Consider the following 19,566-nt stretch of genomic DNA (forward strand, 5'->3'; position numbering starts at 1 on the left):
CCGCTTACGACCGTCGGCCCGCGGCCCCGTAAAGAGCGTGGTCGACCAACCCTTCCACAATGGACTCGTCGAAGGGCACCTTGAGCACGAGCAGCCGGTGGTAGCAGGCGCCCCACAATTGGTCGACGATGATGTCGAGGTCGGCGTCTTCGCGTAGCTGTCCCTCCTGTTGGGCGATGCGCAGTCGTTGCCGGGCGAGTTCGCGCCGGGGGCGGGCGTAGCTTTCCGACCAGGCGTGGGCAAGGTTCGCATCCATCTGGGCTGCGCCGACGAGTTCGGACATGGGTTTCTCCGCGCCTTCGTCCTTCAGCCAGCGGACGAAGGCGCGGAGCTGGGTGATCAGGTCGGCGCGGAGGTCACCGGTGTCCGGGAACTCCAGTGTCCGTTCGCTGCGGGCGAAGTAGGCTTCGGCTGCGAGCGCGCCAGGCGAGGGCCACCACTTGTACAGCGTCACCTTGCTCGACCCGGCTTCCTTGGCGACGCGATCGAAGGTCACCGCGGACAACCCGTCGCGCAACAGGATCTGGCTCGCCGCGGCGAGCACACCGGCACGAACCTCGGCTGCCGGGCGGCGTCCCCGTCCTCGTCGTGCGTTCGCGGGCTGGGCGGACATCGGCACCTCACCTCTGGATGAGCCAAGTATTTGAACTACTTGTACATATTAACAAGGTGACAGCGAAGGTGCGCGGGCGGTGGCGGACCAGCCATGCCACGGCGGCCCCGCCGGAGAGGGTGAACCGGCGGTGCGTGGGTTCGTCGCGCAGATCGCCGCCATGGTCCGGGACGACAGTCCGGCAGACGTCGTCGCCGGGCTGGCCTCGCTGCCGCCGCCCGTGGACGAGGAGATTCTCGGGGGCGCTTTCGGTGCGGACAACGCGATGAACATGAAGCACGCACTGGCTCCCGGGGACGAGGGATGGGTGGCGGACCTGGTCGCCTGGCCAGCCCCGTGGGGTATCGACGTCACCGCGGTGCTCGACGCCTTGACGAAGGAGATTTGGCCTTCGCACGGCTCACCGGACACGGTCCAGCCCGGCGACTGGGATCCGCCTGCCCGCGTCTTCCCGGAACCCGGCGAACGTCGGGATGGGAGCTGGCTCGTGACGGGGCGGTCCGTGGTGAACCCGTCGTCGCCGCCAAGCCACGTGCCCGGCGTTCGCTCGGAACTCGGCGGTGATCCGTTCGTTCCCGCTGTCAGGGGACATGGCGTCGTTCGTGTCGTCCGGGATGGAGAAGGTACTCTCTTCACTGGTCGGAGCATTTGCGGCTCACCGCTGGAGTGCGGAGACCATCGGGCGTGCGGTGATGTCGAGGTAGACCCTGTCGAACTGATCCAATGTGGACTCAAGGTCGTGGGCCGCGATCAGGTCCAGGCTGGCCTTTCCCATCGCCGTCCTGGTGTGCTCGTCTGCCAGGACGGCGGCGAGTAGCCTGGCCAGCTCGGGCACGTCGCCGGGTGGGTAGAGCCAGCCGTTGTGTCCTGGGCGCACGAGGTGGGGGAGTGCCATCGCGTTCGCGGCCACGACCGGCTTGCCCGCCGCCATCGCCTCCATGGTCACGAGGCTTTGCAGCTCGGCGGTTCCTGGCATGCAGAACACGTCGCAGCGCCGGTAGGCCCGCACCAGTTCCTCGTCCGGGACGAAACCGTGGAACCGCACCCGGTCCGCGATGCCCAGGCGCGTGGCCAGCGCCGCCAGCCGGTGGCGTTCGCTGCCGTCGCCGACGAGTTCGACGCATACGTCCGGCAGGAGAGCGGCGGCCTCGAGTAGTTCGTGGACGTTCTTCTCCGCGTCCAGCCTGCCCACGAACAACACGGCCGGCGCGCTGGTGGGCTCCGGCGGTCCCGCGTAGTGCGCGCGGTCGATACCGCAGGAGATCGCCATCACCGGCCGGTTCAGGCCGTTGCGCTCCAGCAGCTCGGCCGCACGGGGAGTCGGCGTCGTGCACACCGTCGCGCGGCCGAAGACCCGGGCCAGGTCGCGCCACGCCAGCCGGGCGAGGGGACGGTGGGTGAAGCGGGGCAGCGGACCGTAGCCCAGCAGGTTCTCCGGCATGAAGTGGTTGGTGGCGACCACCGGGACGCCCGCCGCCGTGGCGGCACGGACCGCGCTGCGGCCGATGAGGAAATGGGCCTGGGTGTGCACGACATCGGGTTCGATCTCGGCCAGCAACGCCGGCACGGCTTTGGACGCCCGCCACGGCGGGCAGAACCGGAACGTCGGGTGGAACGGCGTACGCAGCGAACCGATCCGGTGCACCGTCACCCCGCCGGCCGTCTCGGTGAACGTCTCGCCGCCGGTCGACGGGCAGACGACGTGTACCTCGTGCCCTCGGCCGGCCAGTCCGGACGCCAGCCGGTACGCGAAGTTCGCCGCACCGTTGACATGCGGCGGGTAGGTGTCCGCGGTGATCGCGATGCGCAGCGGGCCCGCCCGGCGTTTCCGGCGGGCGGGCCCGGTGGGCGCGGCGGGTACCTCGCGGGCGAGGAGCGCGAGCCCGGCCACGGCGACGGCGCCGGGCACGACCATGCCGGCGAGCTGGCCGGGCGCCATCTCGCCGTACGCGAAGACGCCGATGACAACCGCGCTGAGCGGGTCGACGATCGTGGTCGCGCCGGCCACGATCGCGGCGGGTCCGCTGGCGTAGGCCTGGTGCAGCAGCCACACCCCGGCGAGAGCCGCCGCCAGCGCCTCGGCGACCACGAGGACGGCCATGCCGCCGGACAGCGGCGCCACGGCCGCCGCCCGCACGAGTGCTGAGGTGAACCCGAACAGCACGGCGGTCGCGAGAGCGAGGAACAGGCACCGGGCCCGGTCCCTGGTGTACCGGGCCGCCACGGCCAGCACGGCCGCGCCGAGCACGGCCCACTGTGCCGAAGCGAGGTCGGGCGGCGGCAGGGCGGCGTCCGTGGTCATGGCGGCCAGCGCGACGAAACCGGCCACGCCGGCCACACTCATCACCAGCGCGGCGAGCACGGCACGGGTGAGCACGGTCCGCGCGAGCAGCACCGTGAGCACGAGGGTGAGCACGCCGATCGGCTGTACCACGGCGAGTGGTGCCATGGTGAGGGCCAGGACGTGCAGCACGGCACCCAGCCCGGCGAGCCCGATCCCGGCGTACCACCCGGGATTGCGCAGGATCGTCTGGACCGCGGGCAGCCCCAGTGACCGGCCCTCCCGGCCGGCGCTCGCCTGGTGGACGGCGCGGTGTTGCAGGTGGACGGTACCGGCGAAACAGCACGCACCGGCGGCGGCGAGGCCGATGGCCAGTGTCAGCATGGTTTTCTCTCCGTTCGCAGGACGGCGAGTGCCAGCTCGCCGAGCAGGACGAGGTAGACGACGAACATGAGCCGTTCGGTGAGCCCGTGGACCAGCGGGCCGTCGTAGGACGACGGGAGGAACACCGGCACGTGACTCAGCAGGAACGCCGCGAGGGCACCCCATGCCCAGCGGGTCTGCCGCCGCAGCCGTCCGGCGAGACCGCGGTGCGCCGGGTGGTGCTCGGCGTGCCGGGCGATGAGCCCGGCCGCGGCCGGCAGGCTGACGAACAACAGCAGGCCCGCGAAGCGGTGGACCTCAGCGGAGAACGTCCGCGGCGCGCCTGTCGGCGTGACGGGGAGGACCGCGCACAGCGCCAGCCCCGCACACCAGCAGCACGCCAGGATCACGACCGGCCGGGTCACGGGCAGCCCGGCCCTGGCCATACCGAGCAGCAGGCAGCCGGTGCCAGCCGCCAACATCAGCACGCAGAAGGCGAAGCCGGCCGCGCCGTGCAGGCCGTAGTCGCTGACGACCTGGCGTACCGGGTTGACCTCGTCGCCCAGCACGACATGGAGGACGAGTGCGGTGAACACGGACATGCCGAAGCAGGCGAGCGCGGCGGTCGCCCACACGCCCGCGTTGTCCCGCCGGGGATGAATCAGTTCGACGGAGTGCACAATTCGACTGTCGTGTCCCCGAATGAAAGAACTTTAAGAGTGGCCGCCGAGCCGGTTAAGAAGTGCTCAGCGGGTCAACGGCAGCCGCACCCGCAGCTCCGCGCCGCCGCCCGGCGCCTCCCCGGCCACCACACTGCCCGCGTGTGCCTCGACGATCTGCGCCACGATCGCCAGCCCGAGCCCGGAACCAGGCATGGACCGAGCGGCGGTGGCCCGGTAGAAGCGTTCGAAGACCTTTGGCCGGTCCTCCTCGTCGATCCCCGGTCCCTCGTCGCCGACGACCAGCTCCGCCCGTTCGTCTGCCGTGGATAGCCGCACGTGGACGGTGCCGCCCGCTGGGCTCCACTTCGCGGCGTTGTCCAACAGGTTCAGCACCACACGCGACAACCCGCCCGGCTGGCCGGTCAGGTCCGTCGGCACGGTCGAGACGGCGAAGACGACCCGCGGCCACCGGGCGCGGGCGCGCAGGACGGCGCCGGCGACCACGTCGGCCAGGTCCAGGGGCTCGAACGGCTCGGGGTCGGTGTTTCCCGCGGCCAGCTCGACCAGCTCGGTCGTGAGGGTGGTCAGCTCCGCGGCCTGCACCCCGAGATCCCGCAGCAGCCGGGCACGGTCCTCCTGCGAGAGCACCTTGCCCGAGTTGAGCTGCTCGTCGGCGTAGGAGAGCAGCTCGACGTTGTTGCGCAGGCTCGTCAACGGGGTCCGCAGCTCGTGGCCGGCGTCCCGCACGAGCTGCTGCTGGGCGGCCTTCGACGCGCCAAGAGCGGTCAGCATGCGGTTGAACGCCGTGGCGAGCCGGGCGATCTCGTCCCGCCCGTCCACGGGGATCGCGCTGTCCAGGTCCTGGGTCCTGGCCACCTTCTCCACGGCACCCGTGAGCCGGTGGACCGGCCGCAGGCCTGTCCGTGCGACACCCCAGCCGACCAGGCCCGCGAGGCCGGTGCCGGAGAGCCCGATCATGGTGAGGAGGAACTGGAGATCGTCGAGGGTTCCCTCGATGGCGGTGACCCGCCGTGCGACCTGGACCGCGCCATCGTCTCGGGGGACGGTGCTCACGCGGTAGAGCTCGTCAGGGCCGGCGTCGGCGAGATCCTGGCCGCTGCCGCTCGCCGCGACGTGGGCGGCCTCGGCGGTCACCGGCCCCAGCCACATCGACCCCGCACTGCTCGACACCGGCTTCCCGTCCGCATCGAGGAACCGGACGACGACAGGTGGCGGTATGCCGGCCACCTCGAGCAACCGCCTGGCTTCCGGCGGCAGTTCGTCGATGTCCTCCCGCCAGTCGCTCGGCAGCTCATCGAGCGCGTGCATGGCCCGCAGCGCCTCGTCGGGCGTGGCTGCCCGCGCCGCCGTGTGCGTGTCGGCGCGCAGCTGGACGGCCAGGTTCTCGTACATCCGGAGGTGCATCAGCCACCAGCCCGCGAGGGACACGACGACCACGGCGAGCGCGACCCCGAACGCGGAGAGCACCGCGACCCGCGAACGCAGGCTGAGCTTGTGCCGTCCCCACCTGCCCTGGCGGGTGCCCACGCGGAGCCTCACAGCGGTTCCTCGCGCAGGACGTAGCCGACGCCGCGGACGGTGTGCAGGAGCCTGCTGTGGCCGTCGAACTCCAGCTTCCGGCGCAGGTAGCCGATGTAGACGTCGAGGCTGTTGGAGCTGCTGCCGAAGTCGAAGCCCCAGACCTGTTCGAAGAGGACGGTCCTGGTGAGCACCTGCCGAGGGTGGCGCAGGAACAGTTCGAGGATCGCGAACTCGGTCCTGGTGAGCCGGATCTGCCGGCCCGCGCGCACCACCTCCCGGGTTGCCGGGTTCAGCGTGAGATCGTCGAACCGCAGGTCCGAGGCGGGCGTGGCCATGTCCACCTCGTACCGGGGGCGCCGCAGCAGTGCTCGCACGCGCGCGAGCAGCTCCTGGAGGGCGAACGGTTTGGCGAGGTAGTCGTCCGCGCCGGCGTCCAGGCCCGCGACGCGCGCGGTGACTTCCCGCCGGGCGGTGAGCATCAGCACCGGCACGAGGTTCCCCTCAGCCCGCAGCCGGCGACAGGTTTCCAGCCCGTCGAGCACGGGCATCGTGACGTCGAGGATGACCCCGTCCGGACGGCACTCCCGGATGACATCGAGCGCCTCCTTCCCGTCCTTCGCGATCGTCACGTCGTAACCCTCGAACCGGAGGGTGCGCGACAAGGAGTCACACACCGCGTCCTCGTCGTCCGCGATCACGATCAGCACCTCACCACCTCCGCTGCCGATTGTCCGGGGTCAGGGGCGTGGTGGCCCGGTGAGGCACTAAGAATCGACTAAGAACGCCGTGCGTGCTGGCCGGTCACCCGCTCTTCGTCCACCTGCCAGCTGGTGCGGTGCAATGTCATCTCTCAGGAGATCGGAAACGGGCGATACGGCGGCGGGTCGTGGATCCTGCGGGACGTCGGCCTGGAGCTGCCCCCCAGGGCAGGTGAACGCCCCGGTCGGCGGCAACGGGTCGGGCAAGTCCACGCTCCTGCACGAATGTCCGCGATGGCCTCCCTCACCCGCCTGGGCCGGGCGCGGACTGGGCACCAGGACGGCCGCCGCCCGCGCCGATCACCTGGTCGAACGGCTCGTGCTCGTCGGCGGCACGGACTCACCGGTCCGCATGCGAACGCGGCTTCGGCACGCTGACCGGCGAACGGAGTCATGCCGGGGCAGTGGGGGCCGCGGGCGCGGTGGGAAGGCAGTCGAGGAAGGCGGCCACCAGCGGGTTGTCCTCGGCCGCCCATACGGCGTAGCCATCGAGATACGGCACCGGGTCGTAGAGGGCGACCGACGTCGTTCTCGGCCCGCCCGGCGTCCCGCCGAGCACGCCCCGCGCCGCCGAGGCGAACCCCACGACGGGCTTGATCGCGGCCAGGATCGCGGTCGCACCGGGGTCGTCGACCTCCTCGGCGATCGTGAGCCGGATACCGCTTCTCTGCGCGGCGGACAGGATCGTGTCGTACATCGCGGCCGACTGCGCGCGGCGGAACAGTACGCACGGCTCGCCGGCCAGCTCACCGAATGCCACGCGGTCGCGGCCCGCCCAGCGGTGGCTGTGGCCGACGACGGCGACCAGCGGCACGCGCAGGAGCGGGCGGCTGTGCAGCGTCGCGGAACTGGGTTTGCCGTAGACCATGGCGATGTCGAGCCTGCCCTCGGTGAGCGCCGTGAGCTGCGGCCCGGTGCGCATCTCCTGCATGTCGACGTCGATCGCGGGGTAACGGCGGTCGAGCGCGGCGAGCGCGGCCGGCAGGACACGTTGCCCCGCGGGGAAGTTGTAGCCGACGCGCAACGTGCCCGCCCTGCCCGCGGCGGCGGCCCGCGCCGCCTGCCCCGCCTGGTCGGCCTTGGCGAGGATGTCGCGGGCGAGGTCGAGGAACGCGTGGCCGGCGGGAGTGAGGCTGACCTCGTGGGAGTTGCGGGCGACGAGCTCGGCGCCGATGGAGCGTTCCAGCTTGCGCAGGTGCTGGCTCAGCGACGGCTGGGCCAGGTGCAGGCGCGCCGCAGCGCGGCCGAAGTGCAGTTCCTCGGCGATGGCGAGGAACGAGACCAGATGCCGCAGCTCCACGCGCGCACAGTATCGGCGGCGGGCGAGCACCGGGTGAACGCCCGCCGTCGACGGGTTGGCGTGCGCGGGGCGTTCCGGCGGTGAGCGGTTCCGGCAGGGGCGCCGATCGGCTCACCGCGACCGGGGCCGTGCACCGGGCTTGCCGTTCGTGCCGCTGCCCCACCGAGACAGCCCGGCGCGGGCGGCGCCCCGGCCGGCGCGTTCGCCGAGGAGACCGGCAGCGTGCGTGGCCGCTCGGGAGTGGCTGCGCGGGCTCACCGCGGGCGGTACACGCCCGCCGTTGCCCCGGTCCGCGAGCCAGGCCAGAGGCGATCCCACTCGGGTGATTCGGTTTCCCGATCGCCGGGCGGTCGTTCACCCTCCGGCCACGAACCGCTGCTGCACTGAGTCCCGTTCGGGGACAGCGCTGACGAAGGAAAGGTGCGGTAGCAGTCGTGAGCCGGATTCAACTGCAGGGAATCACCCGGCGCTTCGGCCCGGTCACGGCCGTCGACGACGTGTGGCTCGACATCGCCGATGGCGAGTTCCTCGTCCTGCTGGGGCCGAGCGGGTGCGGCAAGTCCACGCTCCTGCGCCTCATCGCGGGCCTCCTGCCACCCACCGAGGGCAGGCTGTGGCTCGACGACACCGACCTCACCCACGTGCCGCCGCAGCAACGTGACCTGGCGATGGTGTTCCAGAGCTACGCGCTGTACCCGCATCTGTCGGTCGCCCGCAACATCGGGTTCCCACTGCGCGCGCGCAAATGGCCGCGCGCCGAGATCCGGGCGAAGGTCGCCGAGGTCGCCGCGACGCTCGGCTTGACCGCACTGCTCGATCGCAAGCCGAAGGAGCTTTCCGGCGGGCAGCGCCAGCGCGTGGCTCTGGGCAGGGCGCTGGTACGGGATCCCGGCGCGTTCCTCCTGGACGAGCCCCTGTCCAACCTGGACGCGAAGTTGCGGACGGGCACCCGCGCGGAGATCGCGGAGCTGCACCGCAGCCTCGGCACCACCATGGTCTACGTCACACACGACCAGGTCGAGGCCATGACCATGGCCACCCGCATCGCCCTGCTCGACGAGGGCAGGCTCGCACAGCTCGGCACGCCGTCGGAGGTCTACGACCGGCCCGCGTCGGTCTTCGCCGCGACGTTCCTGGGCTCGCCCGCGATGAACATCCTCGACGCCACCGTGCGCTCTGCCGACGGCAGCCTCGCCGCGCACGGCAAGGGCATCGAGCTTTCGCTCGGCATCGACGCCGTCCTTCCCGACCGGCCGGTGCGGCTCGGCGTCCGGCCCGAACACCTCACCTTCGCCCCCGCCGGCGGCCGCGGCATCCACGCCGTCGTCACCGCCGTGGAGAACCTCGGCAGCGAAGAGGTCGTCCAGTGCCTTGCCGGGGAGGGCCGCATCGCCGTACGCGGCCCACGGCCCCTCGGGGTGAGCGCCGGCGACGCCGTGACCCTGACCGCACGGCCGGAGCACCTGCACCTGTTCGACTCCGCGAGCGGGCGCAGGCTGACCTGGCAGCCCGAGTCCGTTCCCGCCTCCGTCTGATCGTCGCACCAAGGAAAGAGGAGTTGCCCGTCATGACAAGATCCCTGCTCGCGGCAGGCGCCGCGGCCGCGCTCATGCTGACCGGGTCGGCCTGCGGGCTTGGCAGCACCGGCACCGGTAGCGAGGGTTCGGTGAGCCGCGTACCGGAGCTCGCTCCCGACCAGGAGGTGTCGATCGTCTTCGAGAGCTACAACTTCGGTCAGGCCGGTGCGTGGACCGACACGTTCAACGAGCTGATCGCGGCGTTCGAGAAGGAGCATCCGAACATCACGGTGACCGCGCAGAAGCCGCAGGGCAACAGCGCGAACCCGGCCACCGACACCATTTCCAGCCTGCAGAGCCAGCTCACCGCGGGCAGTCCGCCGGACGTGGTGCAGCTCGGCTTCTCGGACCTCGACTTCACCATCAACGAGCTCAAGGCGCTGCCGCTCGACGACCTGGTGGGCAGGGATGCCGTCCAGGCCAACTTCGACGGCGCCCGGCACCCCTATGCGCCATCGGCGCGGACCCTCGGCGACTGGGAGGGCAAGACCTACGGCGTCCCCTTCGTGTTCTCCACGCCGATGCTGTACGTCAACAAGAAGCTCTTCACCGAGGCCGGACTCGACCCGGAACAGCCGCCGACGACCTGGGCCGAGGTGCGTGATGCCGCACAGGCCATTGACCGGAGGACCGGCAAGGATGGTGTCTACGTCGACTGCCTGACGAAGACGGCCAAGGACTGGTGCTTCCAGGCGCTCGTGCGTTCCCACGGCGGCACCGTGATCTCCGATGACCGGACAAGGCTGACCTTCGCGGAGAAGCCGTCCATCGACGTGGTCCGGTTCATGCGGGACATGGTGCGGGAGGGCATCATGCCCAACCGCACGCAGACACAGGCGGTCGAGTCGTTCGCGCGAGGTGACCTCGGCATGATCCTGGAGTCCAGCGCCATCCAGGGCATGTTCCTCCAGGGGGCCGGTGACGCCTGGGAACTGGGCGCGGCCGCGATGCCGAGCTTCGAGGGCAAGCAGGCGGTGCCCACCAACTCCGGGGCGGCGCTGTTCGTGTTCGCGCAGGACCCGGCCAAGCAGCGGGCGGCGTGGGAGCTGATCAAGTTCCTGACCAGTGAGCGGGCGTACACGACGATCGCCACGAAGATCGGCTACCTGCCGCTGCGCACCGGTCTCGTCGAGGACCCCGGCGGCCTCGAGAGCTGGGCGGCGGACAACCCTTACCTCGCTCCGAACCTGGCGCAGCTCGAGCACCTGGAGCCGTGGGTGTCGATGCCGGGACCGAGCTATCTGCAGATCCGCGACGGAATGATGCAGGCCGTCGAGAACGCCGTGTTCCAGGGCGCCGGCCCGGCCGAGGCACTGAGGTCAGCCCAGCAGGAGGCCTCGGCGCTGCTGCCGGGCGGGGAGAGGTGAGCGTGCCCGGCCCCGACCTGACGCTTGTCCAGCTGACCGACACGCACCTGCTCCCCCCTGGCGAGCTCATGCACGATGTCGTCGACACCGCCGCGAACCTCGTCGCGGCACTGGAGATGGTCGAGCGGTCCAGCCTGCCCGTGGCGGCACTGCTGCTCACCGGTGACCTCGCCGACGCCGGTGCCCCCGCCGCGTACCGGAGGTTGCGTGACCTCGTGGAGCCCGCTGCGCACCGGCTCGGTGCCGAGGTGGTGTACGCCATGGGCAACCACGACGAGCGGGGTGCCTTCCGGGCCGAGGTACTCGGCTTGGCACCGTCCACAGGCGACAACGACACGGTGACGACCGTCGGCGGGCTGCGGATCGTGTCACTCGACAGCAGCGAGCCGGGGCGGCACGACGGGCACCTCGCCCCGGCGCAGCTCGACTGGCTGGCGGACGTTCTCACCACCCCGGCGGAGAGGGGCACCGTGCTGGTGGTGCACCATCCGCCGCTGCCTTCGCCGGTGCCGACCGTGCATCTGCTGCGGCTCCGGGACGCCGATCGGCTGGCCGACGTGCTCGCGGGCACCGACGTCCGGTTCGTCGTCGCCGGGCACGCCCACCACGCGGGCTGCGGTGCGCTCGCGGGCGTTCCGGTGTGGGTCGGTCCCGCGCTGGCCTACGGTATCGCCACCGTACCGCCGGAAGGCAGGCTGCTGGCCGGTGCGGACGCCGCGTTCAGCCGGATCGACGTGTTCGGTGACCAGATCGTGGCCACCGCGGTGCCACTGTCGACGGCCCAGGGTGTGTACGACGTGGCCGCCGCCGAGCGCCTGCGGATGGTGCGCGAGGTGGTCGGCGCATGGTGAGCGGGACCTTCGTGGAGGTCGCGCCGCCCCTGCGCGCCCGGGAGGCGGGCGTGGTGCCCGCCTCCCGGGAGAGCTGGTGGACCCGGGCGCGGCGGATCGCGCCGCCGTACCTGTACCTGACGCCCGCCGTCGTCCTGCTGGTCGTGTGGACGTACCAGCCACTGGCGCAGACCTTCGTGCTGTCGCTGCACTCCTGGAACCTCGTGCCGGGCACGCCCATGGAGGAGGTCGGCATCGCCAACTACGAGCGACTGCTCGGCACGCCCGAGCTGGGCCGCTCGGTGTGGCGCACCGTGGTCGTGATCCTGGGCATGCTGCCCTTCACGGTGGTGATCCCGGTGCTCGTGGCGCTGCTGACCCGGCGCGTGCGCGGCCGGGCGCAGGGTGTGTACCGGGCGCTGGTCTTCGCGCCCATGCTCGTCGCGCCGGTGGCGGGTGCCGCGGTGTGGCAGTGGCTGCTCGACCCGTCGGCGGGCGCGGTGAACCGGGTGCTGGGCACCGACGTCAACTGGCTCAACACCACGGGAACCGCTCAGCTCTCGATCATCGTGATCACCGGCTGGCATGTCGCCGGTTTCGCCGTGCTGGTGGTGACGGCCGGGCTGACCGGGATCAACCCCGACTACGCCGCCGCCGCGCAGGTCGACGGTGCCTCGCGGAGTCAGGTGACGCGCTGGATCACGCTGCCCCTGCTGTCCCCGACGCTGGCCTTCCTCGTGCTGATGACCGTGCTGCTGTCGGCGCAGTGGACGTTCCCGCTGATCGACACGCTGACCCAGGGTGGGCCCGTCGGCTCCACCACCAACATCTACTACCTGCTCTGGGAGTACGGCTTCCGTCACCACGACGCGGGTCTCGCCGCGGCGGCCGGTGTGCTGTTCTTCGCGGGCTTCATCGTCGTGGCCGCGCTGCTGACGCGGCTCGCGGAAAGGCTGAGCCACCATGACGATTGACGACGCGGTGGGGGAGCCTCGGGTGCGGCGCCTCGGCGGGCATCTCGTGCTCGGGGTGCTGAGCCTCGCGTGCGTGTTCCCCGTCTACTGGCTGTACGCGACCTCCGTGCGCGCGCCCGGCGACGTGTACTCGCTGTCGGTCCTGCCGTGGCCGCTGTCCACGGCGAGCTACGCCGACGCCTTCGCCAAGAACGACGTGCTCGGTATGCTGCTCAACACCGGGGTCGTGGCCGTGTTCAGCGCGCTGGGGCAGCTGCTCGTGGCATTGCTCGCCGCCTACGCGTTCGTGGCATGGCGGTTCCCGCTGCAACGGTTGCTGTACCTGATGTTCGTGGGCACCTGGCTGGTGCCGTTCCAGGCGACGATGCTGCCGAACTACGTGTTGCTGTCGCGGCTCGGCCTGCTGGAAACGCTCGCCGGTGTGATCGTGCCGACGCTGTGCTCCGCACTCGGCGTGCTCCTGCTGCGCGAGCACCTTGCCGGATTCCCGAAAGAGCTCCTCGATGCGGCCAGAATGGACGGACGTTCGTCGTGGAGTACTTTGTGGCTGGTCGTGGTCCCCGCGCTGCGGCCCGCGCTCGCCGCGCTGGGCATCCTGCTGGCGATCACCGCGTGGAACGAGTACTTCTGGCCCGCCATGGTGCTGCAGCGCAGCAACGCCGTCGTGCAGCTCGGTCTGCGCAGCTTCATGGGCACCGAGGGCAACGACTGGGGCCCGCTGATGGCCACGGCCGGGCTGGCGTGCCTGCCCGTCCTCGTGCTGTACCTGGTACTGCAGCGGCACATCGTGAACGCGTTCGTGCGCTCGGGCCTCAAGTAGCCGCGTGCACGAGGCGCGCGCCGAACTCGACCGTGTGGTCGCGACCTGCCACAACGCCCGGTCCCGCGCACGAAGGACGACGACGCCCCGCGGCGCGGCTGCCAGCGCACCGCCTCGGCGTCATCCCGGTCACCGAAACGGAAGCCGCGCCGGTGACCCGCGAATCGGTCGGTCGCCCCCTCACGGGGAGACCCGGCGGCACCCGGTCCGGCCCGGGGTGCTGGCGCGGCGAACGCCCGCCGCGGATTGAAACCTTTCATGGTCCGATGTCGTGGACTCCCGTGATGCCCGCACCGGTGCTCGAGCGGGGTGGAGTGTCGAATCGTCCGGTCGGATCGGGGTGTCGCGGGGCGGGTCTTCGGTGGCGCGCGCCGGTTCGGTTCCCGCGCTGGCGGGGAGAGCAGCGCGGGGGCCGGGCCTCGCTGCGTCCGCGGCGGCCAGGGCCGCTGCCGTGGCGGTGAGCCGGTCGTGAACGGATCGCGTGGGCGGGCGGCGAGCCTCCTCCGCGCCGGGTGTGGCCGTGGGTCCGCATCACTTCGGGCCCGCGCGGCTGGCGGACACGACGTCGTGGAGCGCGGACACGCCGGAGGTCTCCGGGTCCGGCGCAAGCCTTGTTTTCCGTGGATCGCTCACCTAGGGTCTTGAAACGTTTCGATTTCCGTATCCCCACCGGAGCGAACTGGGAGCAACGATGCGCCAGCGACAGGCCGCGCGCGGAACCGCGCTCGCGGCACTCACCTGCCTCGTCCTCGGCGTCGGCGTGCCCGCGGGTACCGCTGCCGATCAGGACCGCGACACCCCGCCGCTCGCGCCCGCGTCGCTGACCGTCGGCGACCGCACCGCGCCGCTGGGCGTGGCCGGTCCGCCCGCGTTCGGCTGGCTGCCGCGTGACCGCGACCCGAACGAGGCGCAGTCGGCCTACCAGATCGCGGTCAGCCGCGGCGACGCCGTGGTGTGGGACAGCGGGCGCGTGCGCTCGGGCGAGCAGTCCGCTGTGCCGTACGCGGGGCCGCCGCTGGACGCGGGCACGGCCTACCGGTGGACGGTGCGGACGTGGGACCGGACCGGGCAGGTCTCGCCGTGGTCGCAGCCCGCCACGTTCGAGACCGCCCTCGGCGACGGCGACTGGGAGGGTGCCGAGTGGATCCGCCGCGACAGCACCGAGGCCGACGACTACACCCTGGCGCGCACCGAGGTCGAGGTAACGGACAGTCCGGTGGTGCGCGCCCGCGCCTACACCGCGGCCAACCACACCTACGAGCTGTTCCTCAACGGCGCGCGGGCCGACCGCGGCGCGTCGTTCGGCTACCCGGGAGAGGGTTACTACCAGGTCGCCGACGTCACCGGCCTGGTCAGCGCGGGTGAGCCGCTGGCCGTCGGTGTCCGCTACCACTGGTACGGCGGCGGCCAGGGCCGCCCGGCCGCCGAGCGCTCCCTGTTGCACAAGCTGGTCATCGAGCACGCGGACGGCACCCGCCAGGTCGTCGTGACCGGCGACGACTGGCGGGTCACCAGGGACACCCGGTTCGTGCCCGACGCCCCGCGGCGCAACGGCGAGGGCGACCGGGTCGACCAGCAGGACGGCCGCGGGGTCGTCGAGGGCTGGGCGCGGCCCGGCTTCGACGACTCCGCCTGGCAACGCGCCACCAGCCTCGGCGCCCACCCCACCAGCAGGTTCAGCCACCTCAACGCGCAGGAGACCCGGGTCGTCGAGCGCGAGGTGCATCCGGTCCGGCTGCTGACCGCGGACGACGGCACCGTGGTCGCCGACTTCGGCGCGGTCATCCCCGCCCGGCCGCAGGTGCGCTTCGACGCGGGCGTCGCAGGCCGCGAGGTGCGGATACGGACCGGGTACGAGCTGACCGCAGCGGGGCGGGTGTCCACGGCCGACCTGGCCACTCAGGACACCGACATGGACTTCCCCTACATCCAGGCCGAGGGCCCGCAGCACTACCGGGCGTTCACGCACCTCGGCTTCCGGTACCTGGAGATCCCGGGTGCCGGTGAGGACATCGACCGCGAGGACGTCTCGGCGATCCTCGTGCACACGGCCGTGCCCGAGGGCAGGCAGGCGAGCTTCACCAGCGCGAACGAGACGCTGAACGAGGTGTGGGAACTGCTGCAGCGCTCGGCGCTGTACTCGGTGCAGGAGCAGTTCGTGGACACCCCCACCCGGGAGAAGGCCCAGTTCCTCGGTGACGCCGCGAACATCTCCTACGCGACGATGCAGGGCTTCGCCGAGCGCGACGCCACCCAGCAGGCGATCCGCGAGTTCCTGGCCTCGCAGCGCCGGTACTGGTCGAACGGCGCCGACGCCGGGCGGTACAACGCCGTGTACCCGAACGGCGACGGCAAGCGCGACATCCCCGACTACACCGAGATGTTCGTCGACTGGGTGTGGCGTTACTACGAGGTGACCGGCGACCGCGCACTGCTCGCCGAGGCGTACCCGGCGATCCGCGCGACGGCGGACTACGTCCTGCGGCACATCCCGGAGGACGGCCCGACCGCCGGCCTGGTCACGAACCTCTCCGGCGGCAGCGGTGCCTACCGGTACGGCATCGTCGACTGGCCGGCGCCCGGCCGCTTCGGCTACGACATGGACACCGCCGCGCGCACCACGGTCAACGCCCTCGCCGTCGAGGTGCTGCGGCGCACCGCCGACATGGCGGAGGTGCTCGGCAGGCCCGCCACCGAGTCCGGGCGGTACCGGCAGGAGCAGCACACGCTCGCCGACACGATGAACGAGCGCCTGCGCGCCGGGGACGGCGTGTACGTGGACGGGCTGCACGCCGACGGCGCGCAGAGCACCCACAAGGGACAGCACAGCACCTCGTACGCGATCGCGTTCGGCGTGGCCCCCGAGCGCGACCAGCCGCGGCTGGCCGAGTACCTGGCCGGGATGGGTATGCGGCAGGGTCCGATGACCGCGCACTGGCTGCTGCAGGCGCTGTCGGACGCGGGCAGGCCGGACGCCGTGCTCGATCTGCTCACCGACACCGAGGACCACGGCTGGGCCAACATCCTCGAACAGGGCGCGACCTTCACGTGGGAGGCGTGGACCCTCGACGAGGGCACCAACTTCAGCCAGTCGCACGGCTGGGGCGCGCAGGCCGCCGTCGACGTGATCGAGACGCTGCTCGGCATCCGTCCCGCCGCGCCCGGCGCGGCCAGGATCGACATCGTGCCGCCGGGCACGGGGCTGGAGCATGCGGAGGGCACCGTGCACACCCAGCGGGGCCCGGTGTCGCTGTCCTGGAAGCGGACGCGGAACGGCCTGCGGGCCGCCGTCGAGATCCCGGTGAACGTGACGGCCAGGGTCGAGCTGCCCGCGGCCGGCGGCACGACCTACCGGGCGGTGGGCCCGGCCGGGGGCCGCTACGTCGGGACCGAGGGCGACCGGGTGATCTTCGAGATGGGCTCGGGCAAGGCGGTCTTCGTCCCCGTGCCCGCGGAAGGTGGGCAGCAGTGAACGACAACCCGCGACGCGGTCTCTCCCGGCGCCTGTTCCTGACCGCCGCCGGGGCCGGGGCGGCCACGGCCGCGCTCGGCGTCCGGCCCGCCGCGGCCACGGCACCGGGCCGGGGTTTCGCCGCCACGTTCGCCGCGCCGCCGCGCGAGGTCCAGGCGAAGTTCCGCTGGTGGTGGCCGCACGGCATGGTCGAGCCCGCGGAGATCCGGCGCGAGATCGACGCGATCGCCGACGCCGGGTTCGGCGGCGTCGAGATCGCCGACGTGCACCACAGCATCGGCGAGCCGCTGGACCCCGCGGGAACGGGATGGGGCACCCCGCCGTGGGTGCGGGCGCTGGAGGCCGCGCTGGACCAGGGCAACCGGCGGGGCGTGATCGTCGACGTGACGATCGGCCCGGCCTGGCCCGCCGCCGTGCCGTCGATCACCCCCGACTCGGACGGCGCGGTCAAGGAGCTGGCGCACGGCGTGGTCACGGTGGCCGCGGGGGAGACGTACTCCGGGCCGGTGCCGGCGGCCGTGGTGCCACCCGAACACGGGGTGGGCAGGCAGGACCTGTTCGCCGTGCAGGCGGTGCGGGTGGCCGCGGGCAGCTCGCCGGACGCGCGCAGGCCGAGGCTGGAGGCCGCCTCGGTCACCGATCTCACCGCGCGGGCCGACGGCGGGACGATCACCTGGACCGCGCCGGGTGAGGGCACGTGGCTGCTGATCGCCTACTGGCTGCGCGGATCGGGGCAGCGTCCCGAGCGTGGCCCGCACACCGAGCCGGTGTCCTTTGTGGTCGACCACTTCAGCCGTGCCGGCACCGAGGCCGTGATCGACTTCTGGGAGCGGCGGATCCTCACCCCACGGGTCCGGCGACTGCTGCGGGAGTCGGGTGGCGCGATGTTCGAGGACTCCATCGAGATGGAGACCGACACGACACTGTGGACACCGCGGCTGCCGCAGGAGTTCGAGTCCAGGCTGGGCTACTCCCCGCTGCCGTACCTGCCCGTGATCGTGCAGCACGACGAGGACCCGGTGTTCGACTTCGACACCGGGGTCTCGGGCCGGGTCCGCGACGACGTCAACGAGGTGCTCAGCCAGCTGTACCTGGAGCACCACCTGCGGCCGCTGCAGGAGTGGCTGCACGGGCTGGGCATGAAGCTGCGCATCCAGCCGTACGGTCTGCAGACCGACGCCGTCGCCAAGGCCGCCGCGGTGGACATCTCCGAGGGCGAATCGCTGGGCTTCAAGAACCTGGACGACTTCCGCTCGCTGGCCGGCGGGCGGGACATGGGGGGCAAGAAGATCCTGTCCAGCGAGGCGGCGGCGGTCTACGGTGGCTCGTACAGCGTGACGTGGCAGCGCGCGGCACGCACGATCGGCCGCGAGTACTCGGCGGGCGTGAACCAGGCCGTGCTGCACGGGTTCTCCTACGCCGACGCGCCCGGCGCCGAGTGGCCGGGTTTCGCGGCGTTCACCCCGTACGACGGTGGCGTCGGCTACAGCGAGTCGTGGGGTCCGAGGCAGCCGACGTGGGGACATGCCGCCGACGTCGCGGGTCACCTCGCCCGCAACCAACTGGTGCTGCAGGCCGGCGTGGCCCGCTGTGACGTGGCGTTCCTGCGGCAGAAGGGCTACGCGGGGTCCGGGTTCGGCGCGGCGTGGTTCTCGGCCACCGGGGTCACGCAGGGCTGGACGCACGCGTTCCTCAGCCCGCGCCTGCTGGAGCTGCCCAGCGCACGGGTTTCCGGAGGCAGGCTCGCGCCGGACGGACCGGGGTACCAGCTGCTCGTGTTCGAGGGTGACGCGTTCTCCGGCCGGGCGAACACGATGCCGCTCGCGGCCGCGCGCACCCTCCTCGAGCTCGCGAGAGCGGGACTGCCGATGCTGGTCGTGGGCCCGTGGACGGAGCCGCGGGTGCCCGGCATCGCGCGACCCGGCGAGAACGAGCGGCTCGCGGAGGTGTTCGGCAGGCTGCTGGCCGAACCGTCCGTGCGGCGCGTGGACGACCGGCCACAGATCCCGGACGGCATCGCGGCTCTGGGCCTGCGCCCGGACGTGCGGTACGCCGAAGCGTCCCCGCTGCTGCACGCCCGGCGGGTGGACGGCGAGGTCAGCTACTTCTACTTCGTGAACGGCTCGGACAGTGTGGTCGTCGATCACGACGTGGTGCTGCCGCGGGCCGGTCGTGTGCTGCCGTACGCGCTGGACTCGTGGACCGGGCAGGTGTGGCGGCTCCGCCACGTCGCCGAGGACGGCGGCGCCGTGCGCGTCCGCATCACGCTGCGACCGGGCGAGTCGACGATCGTGGCCCTGGCGGGGCCCGGCTGGACGGCGGGCACGCGACGCGGACGTCCCCGCGGCACCGGCACCGCGGCGGCACGGGCGCTGCCGTCGTGGCACCTGCGGCTCGCCGACTGGCGGCCCGGCGCGTCGGCGACCGAGACGCGGGTCGTGGTGCACGAGCGTGACCTCGCCGAACTGGTGCCGTGGTCGCAACTCGCGGGGCTGGAGGACGTTTCCGGTGTCGGCCGGTACACCACGACGGTCGAGCTCGGCCGGGAGTGGCTCGGCGGGCACGGTGCGTGCCTGGACCTCGGCCGGTTCACCGACACCGCACGGGTGTGGGTGAACGGCAGGCGGCTGCCGCCGGTCAACCTGTTCAACCCGGTGGTGGACGTGAGCGGGCACCTGCGTGCGGGCCGGAACACGATCGAGGTGGAGGTCGCAGGCACGCTGATCAACCGGCTGCGCGTGACCCGCCCGGAGGTGTACGGCAGCGTGCGGCGGCAGGACTGCGGCCTGCTCGGCCCGGTTCGCCTGCTGCTCCGCGCCCGTGAGTGACGGGCGGGGGAAACTCGTGTGCGCGCTCGCGCTCGCCGGTGCGCGGGTCGGTGTCCGGTCGACCGGCCGGGCAGCCCGGCCTGGAGACGGGTCCTGAGCCCGGCGCCGATCCCGCGGGCGCCCGGCCGGACCGAAACGGTGGGCCTGCACCGTGGGCCCTCGATGGCCCTGCACGAGGA

The 19,566-nt window shown here is 72.1% G+C and carries 13 protein-coding genes; 7 read left to right on the plus strand and 6 right to left on the minus strand.

Annotated features, from left to right (window positions below):
- Window positions 1–4: 4 nt before the first annotated feature.
- The 6 genes from B0I33_RS02675 to B0I33_RS02700 all read right to left on the minus strand — a co-directional run bounded on the left by B0I33_RS02675 (window position 5) and on the right by B0I33_RS02700 (window position 7,519).
- A complete protein-coding gene (locus B0I33_RS02675; RefSeq protein WP_106176850.1) occupies window positions 5–613 on the minus strand; it encodes a TetR/AcrR family transcriptional regulator in 609 nt (202 codons plus the stop codon).
- A gap of 655 nt (window positions 614–1,268) precedes the next feature.
- The gene (locus tag B0I33_RS02680; protein ID WP_106176851.1) at window positions 1,269–3,278 is read right to left on the minus strand and encodes a glycosyltransferase; all 2,010 of its coding nucleotides are present in this window, start codon (window positions 3,276–3,278) and stop codon (window positions 1,269–1,271) included.
- On the minus strand, window positions 3,272–3,937 hold the full coding sequence (locus tag B0I33_RS02685) for a DUF998 domain-containing protein (protein WP_106176852.1): 666 nt from the start codon (window positions 3,935–3,937) through the stop codon (window positions 3,272–3,274). The genes B0I33_RS02680 and B0I33_RS02685 overlap by 7 nt, the downstream gene beginning before the upstream one ends.
- Before the next feature lie 66 nt (window positions 3,938–4,003).
- Window positions 4,004–5,479 (minus strand): HAMP domain-containing sensor histidine kinase, encoded by a 1,476-nt coding sequence (locus B0I33_RS02690; protein WP_106176853.1) that lies wholly within the window; start codon window positions 5,477–5,479, stop codon window positions 4,004–4,006.
- A complete protein-coding gene (locus B0I33_RS02695; protein ID WP_106176854.1) occupies window positions 5,476–6,168 on the minus strand; it encodes a response regulator transcription factor in 693 nt (230 codons plus the stop codon). Before B0I33_RS02695 ends, B0I33_RS02690 begins: the two co-directional genes overlap by 4 nt.
- 442 nt (window positions 6,169–6,610) lie before the next feature.
- A complete protein-coding gene (locus tag B0I33_RS02700) occupies window positions 6,611–7,519 on the minus strand; it encodes a LysR family transcriptional regulator (RefSeq protein WP_106176855.1) in 909 nt (302 codons plus the stop codon).
- A 434-nt stretch (window positions 7,520–7,953) separates the two neighbouring features.
- On the opposite strand from B0I33_RS02700, the gene B0I33_RS02705 reads away from it, so the two are divergent.
- From B0I33_RS02705 to B0I33_RS02735, 7 genes are all read left to right on the plus strand, one after another.
- A complete protein-coding gene (locus tag B0I33_RS02705; RefSeq protein WP_106176856.1) occupies window positions 7,954–9,054 on the plus strand; it encodes an ABC transporter ATP-binding protein in 1,101 nt (366 codons plus the stop codon).
- A 32-nt stretch (window positions 9,055–9,086) separates the two neighbouring features.
- Window positions 9,087–10,463 carry an ABC transporter substrate-binding protein gene (locus B0I33_RS02710; protein ID WP_106176857.1) on the plus strand — a complete coding sequence of 459 codons (1,377 nt, stop codon included), beginning with the start codon at window positions 9,087–9,089 and terminating at the stop codon, window positions 10,461–10,463.
- A gap of 2 nt (window positions 10,464–10,465) precedes the next feature.
- Entirely contained in the window at window positions 10,466–11,314 is an 849-nt protein-coding gene (locus B0I33_RS02715; RefSeq protein ID WP_106177026.1) for a metallophosphoesterase, read from the plus strand.
- Window positions 11,308–12,267, plus strand: coding sequence for a carbohydrate ABC transporter permease (locus B0I33_RS02720; RefSeq protein WP_106176858.1), 960 nt, complete (start codon window positions 11,308–11,310; stop codon window positions 12,265–12,267). Before B0I33_RS02715 ends, B0I33_RS02720 begins: the two co-directional genes overlap by 7 nt.
- Complete coding sequence (locus tag B0I33_RS02725) at window positions 12,257–13,087, plus strand: carbohydrate ABC transporter permease (protein WP_106176859.1); 831 nt, start codon at window positions 12,257–12,259, stop codon at window positions 13,085–13,087. The genes B0I33_RS02720 and B0I33_RS02725 overlap by 11 nt, the downstream gene beginning before the upstream one ends.
- Window positions 13,088–13,778: 691 nt before the next feature.
- Window positions 13,779–16,559 (plus strand): family 78 glycoside hydrolase catalytic domain, encoded by a 2,781-nt coding sequence (locus B0I33_RS02730; protein ID WP_106176860.1) that lies wholly within the window; start codon window positions 13,779–13,781, stop codon window positions 16,557–16,559.
- A complete protein-coding gene (locus tag B0I33_RS02735; protein ID WP_106176861.1) occupies window positions 16,556–19,387 on the plus strand; it encodes a glycosyl hydrolase in 2,832 nt (943 codons plus the stop codon). Before B0I33_RS02730 ends, B0I33_RS02735 begins: the two co-directional genes overlap by 4 nt.
- Window positions 19,388–19,566: the final 179 nt, after the last annotated feature.

The organism is Prauserella shujinwangii, assembly GCF_003001955.1.
GTDB classification, from domain to species: Bacteria; Actinomycetota; Actinomycetes; order Mycobacteriales; family Pseudonocardiaceae; genus Qaidamihabitans; species Qaidamihabitans shujinwangii.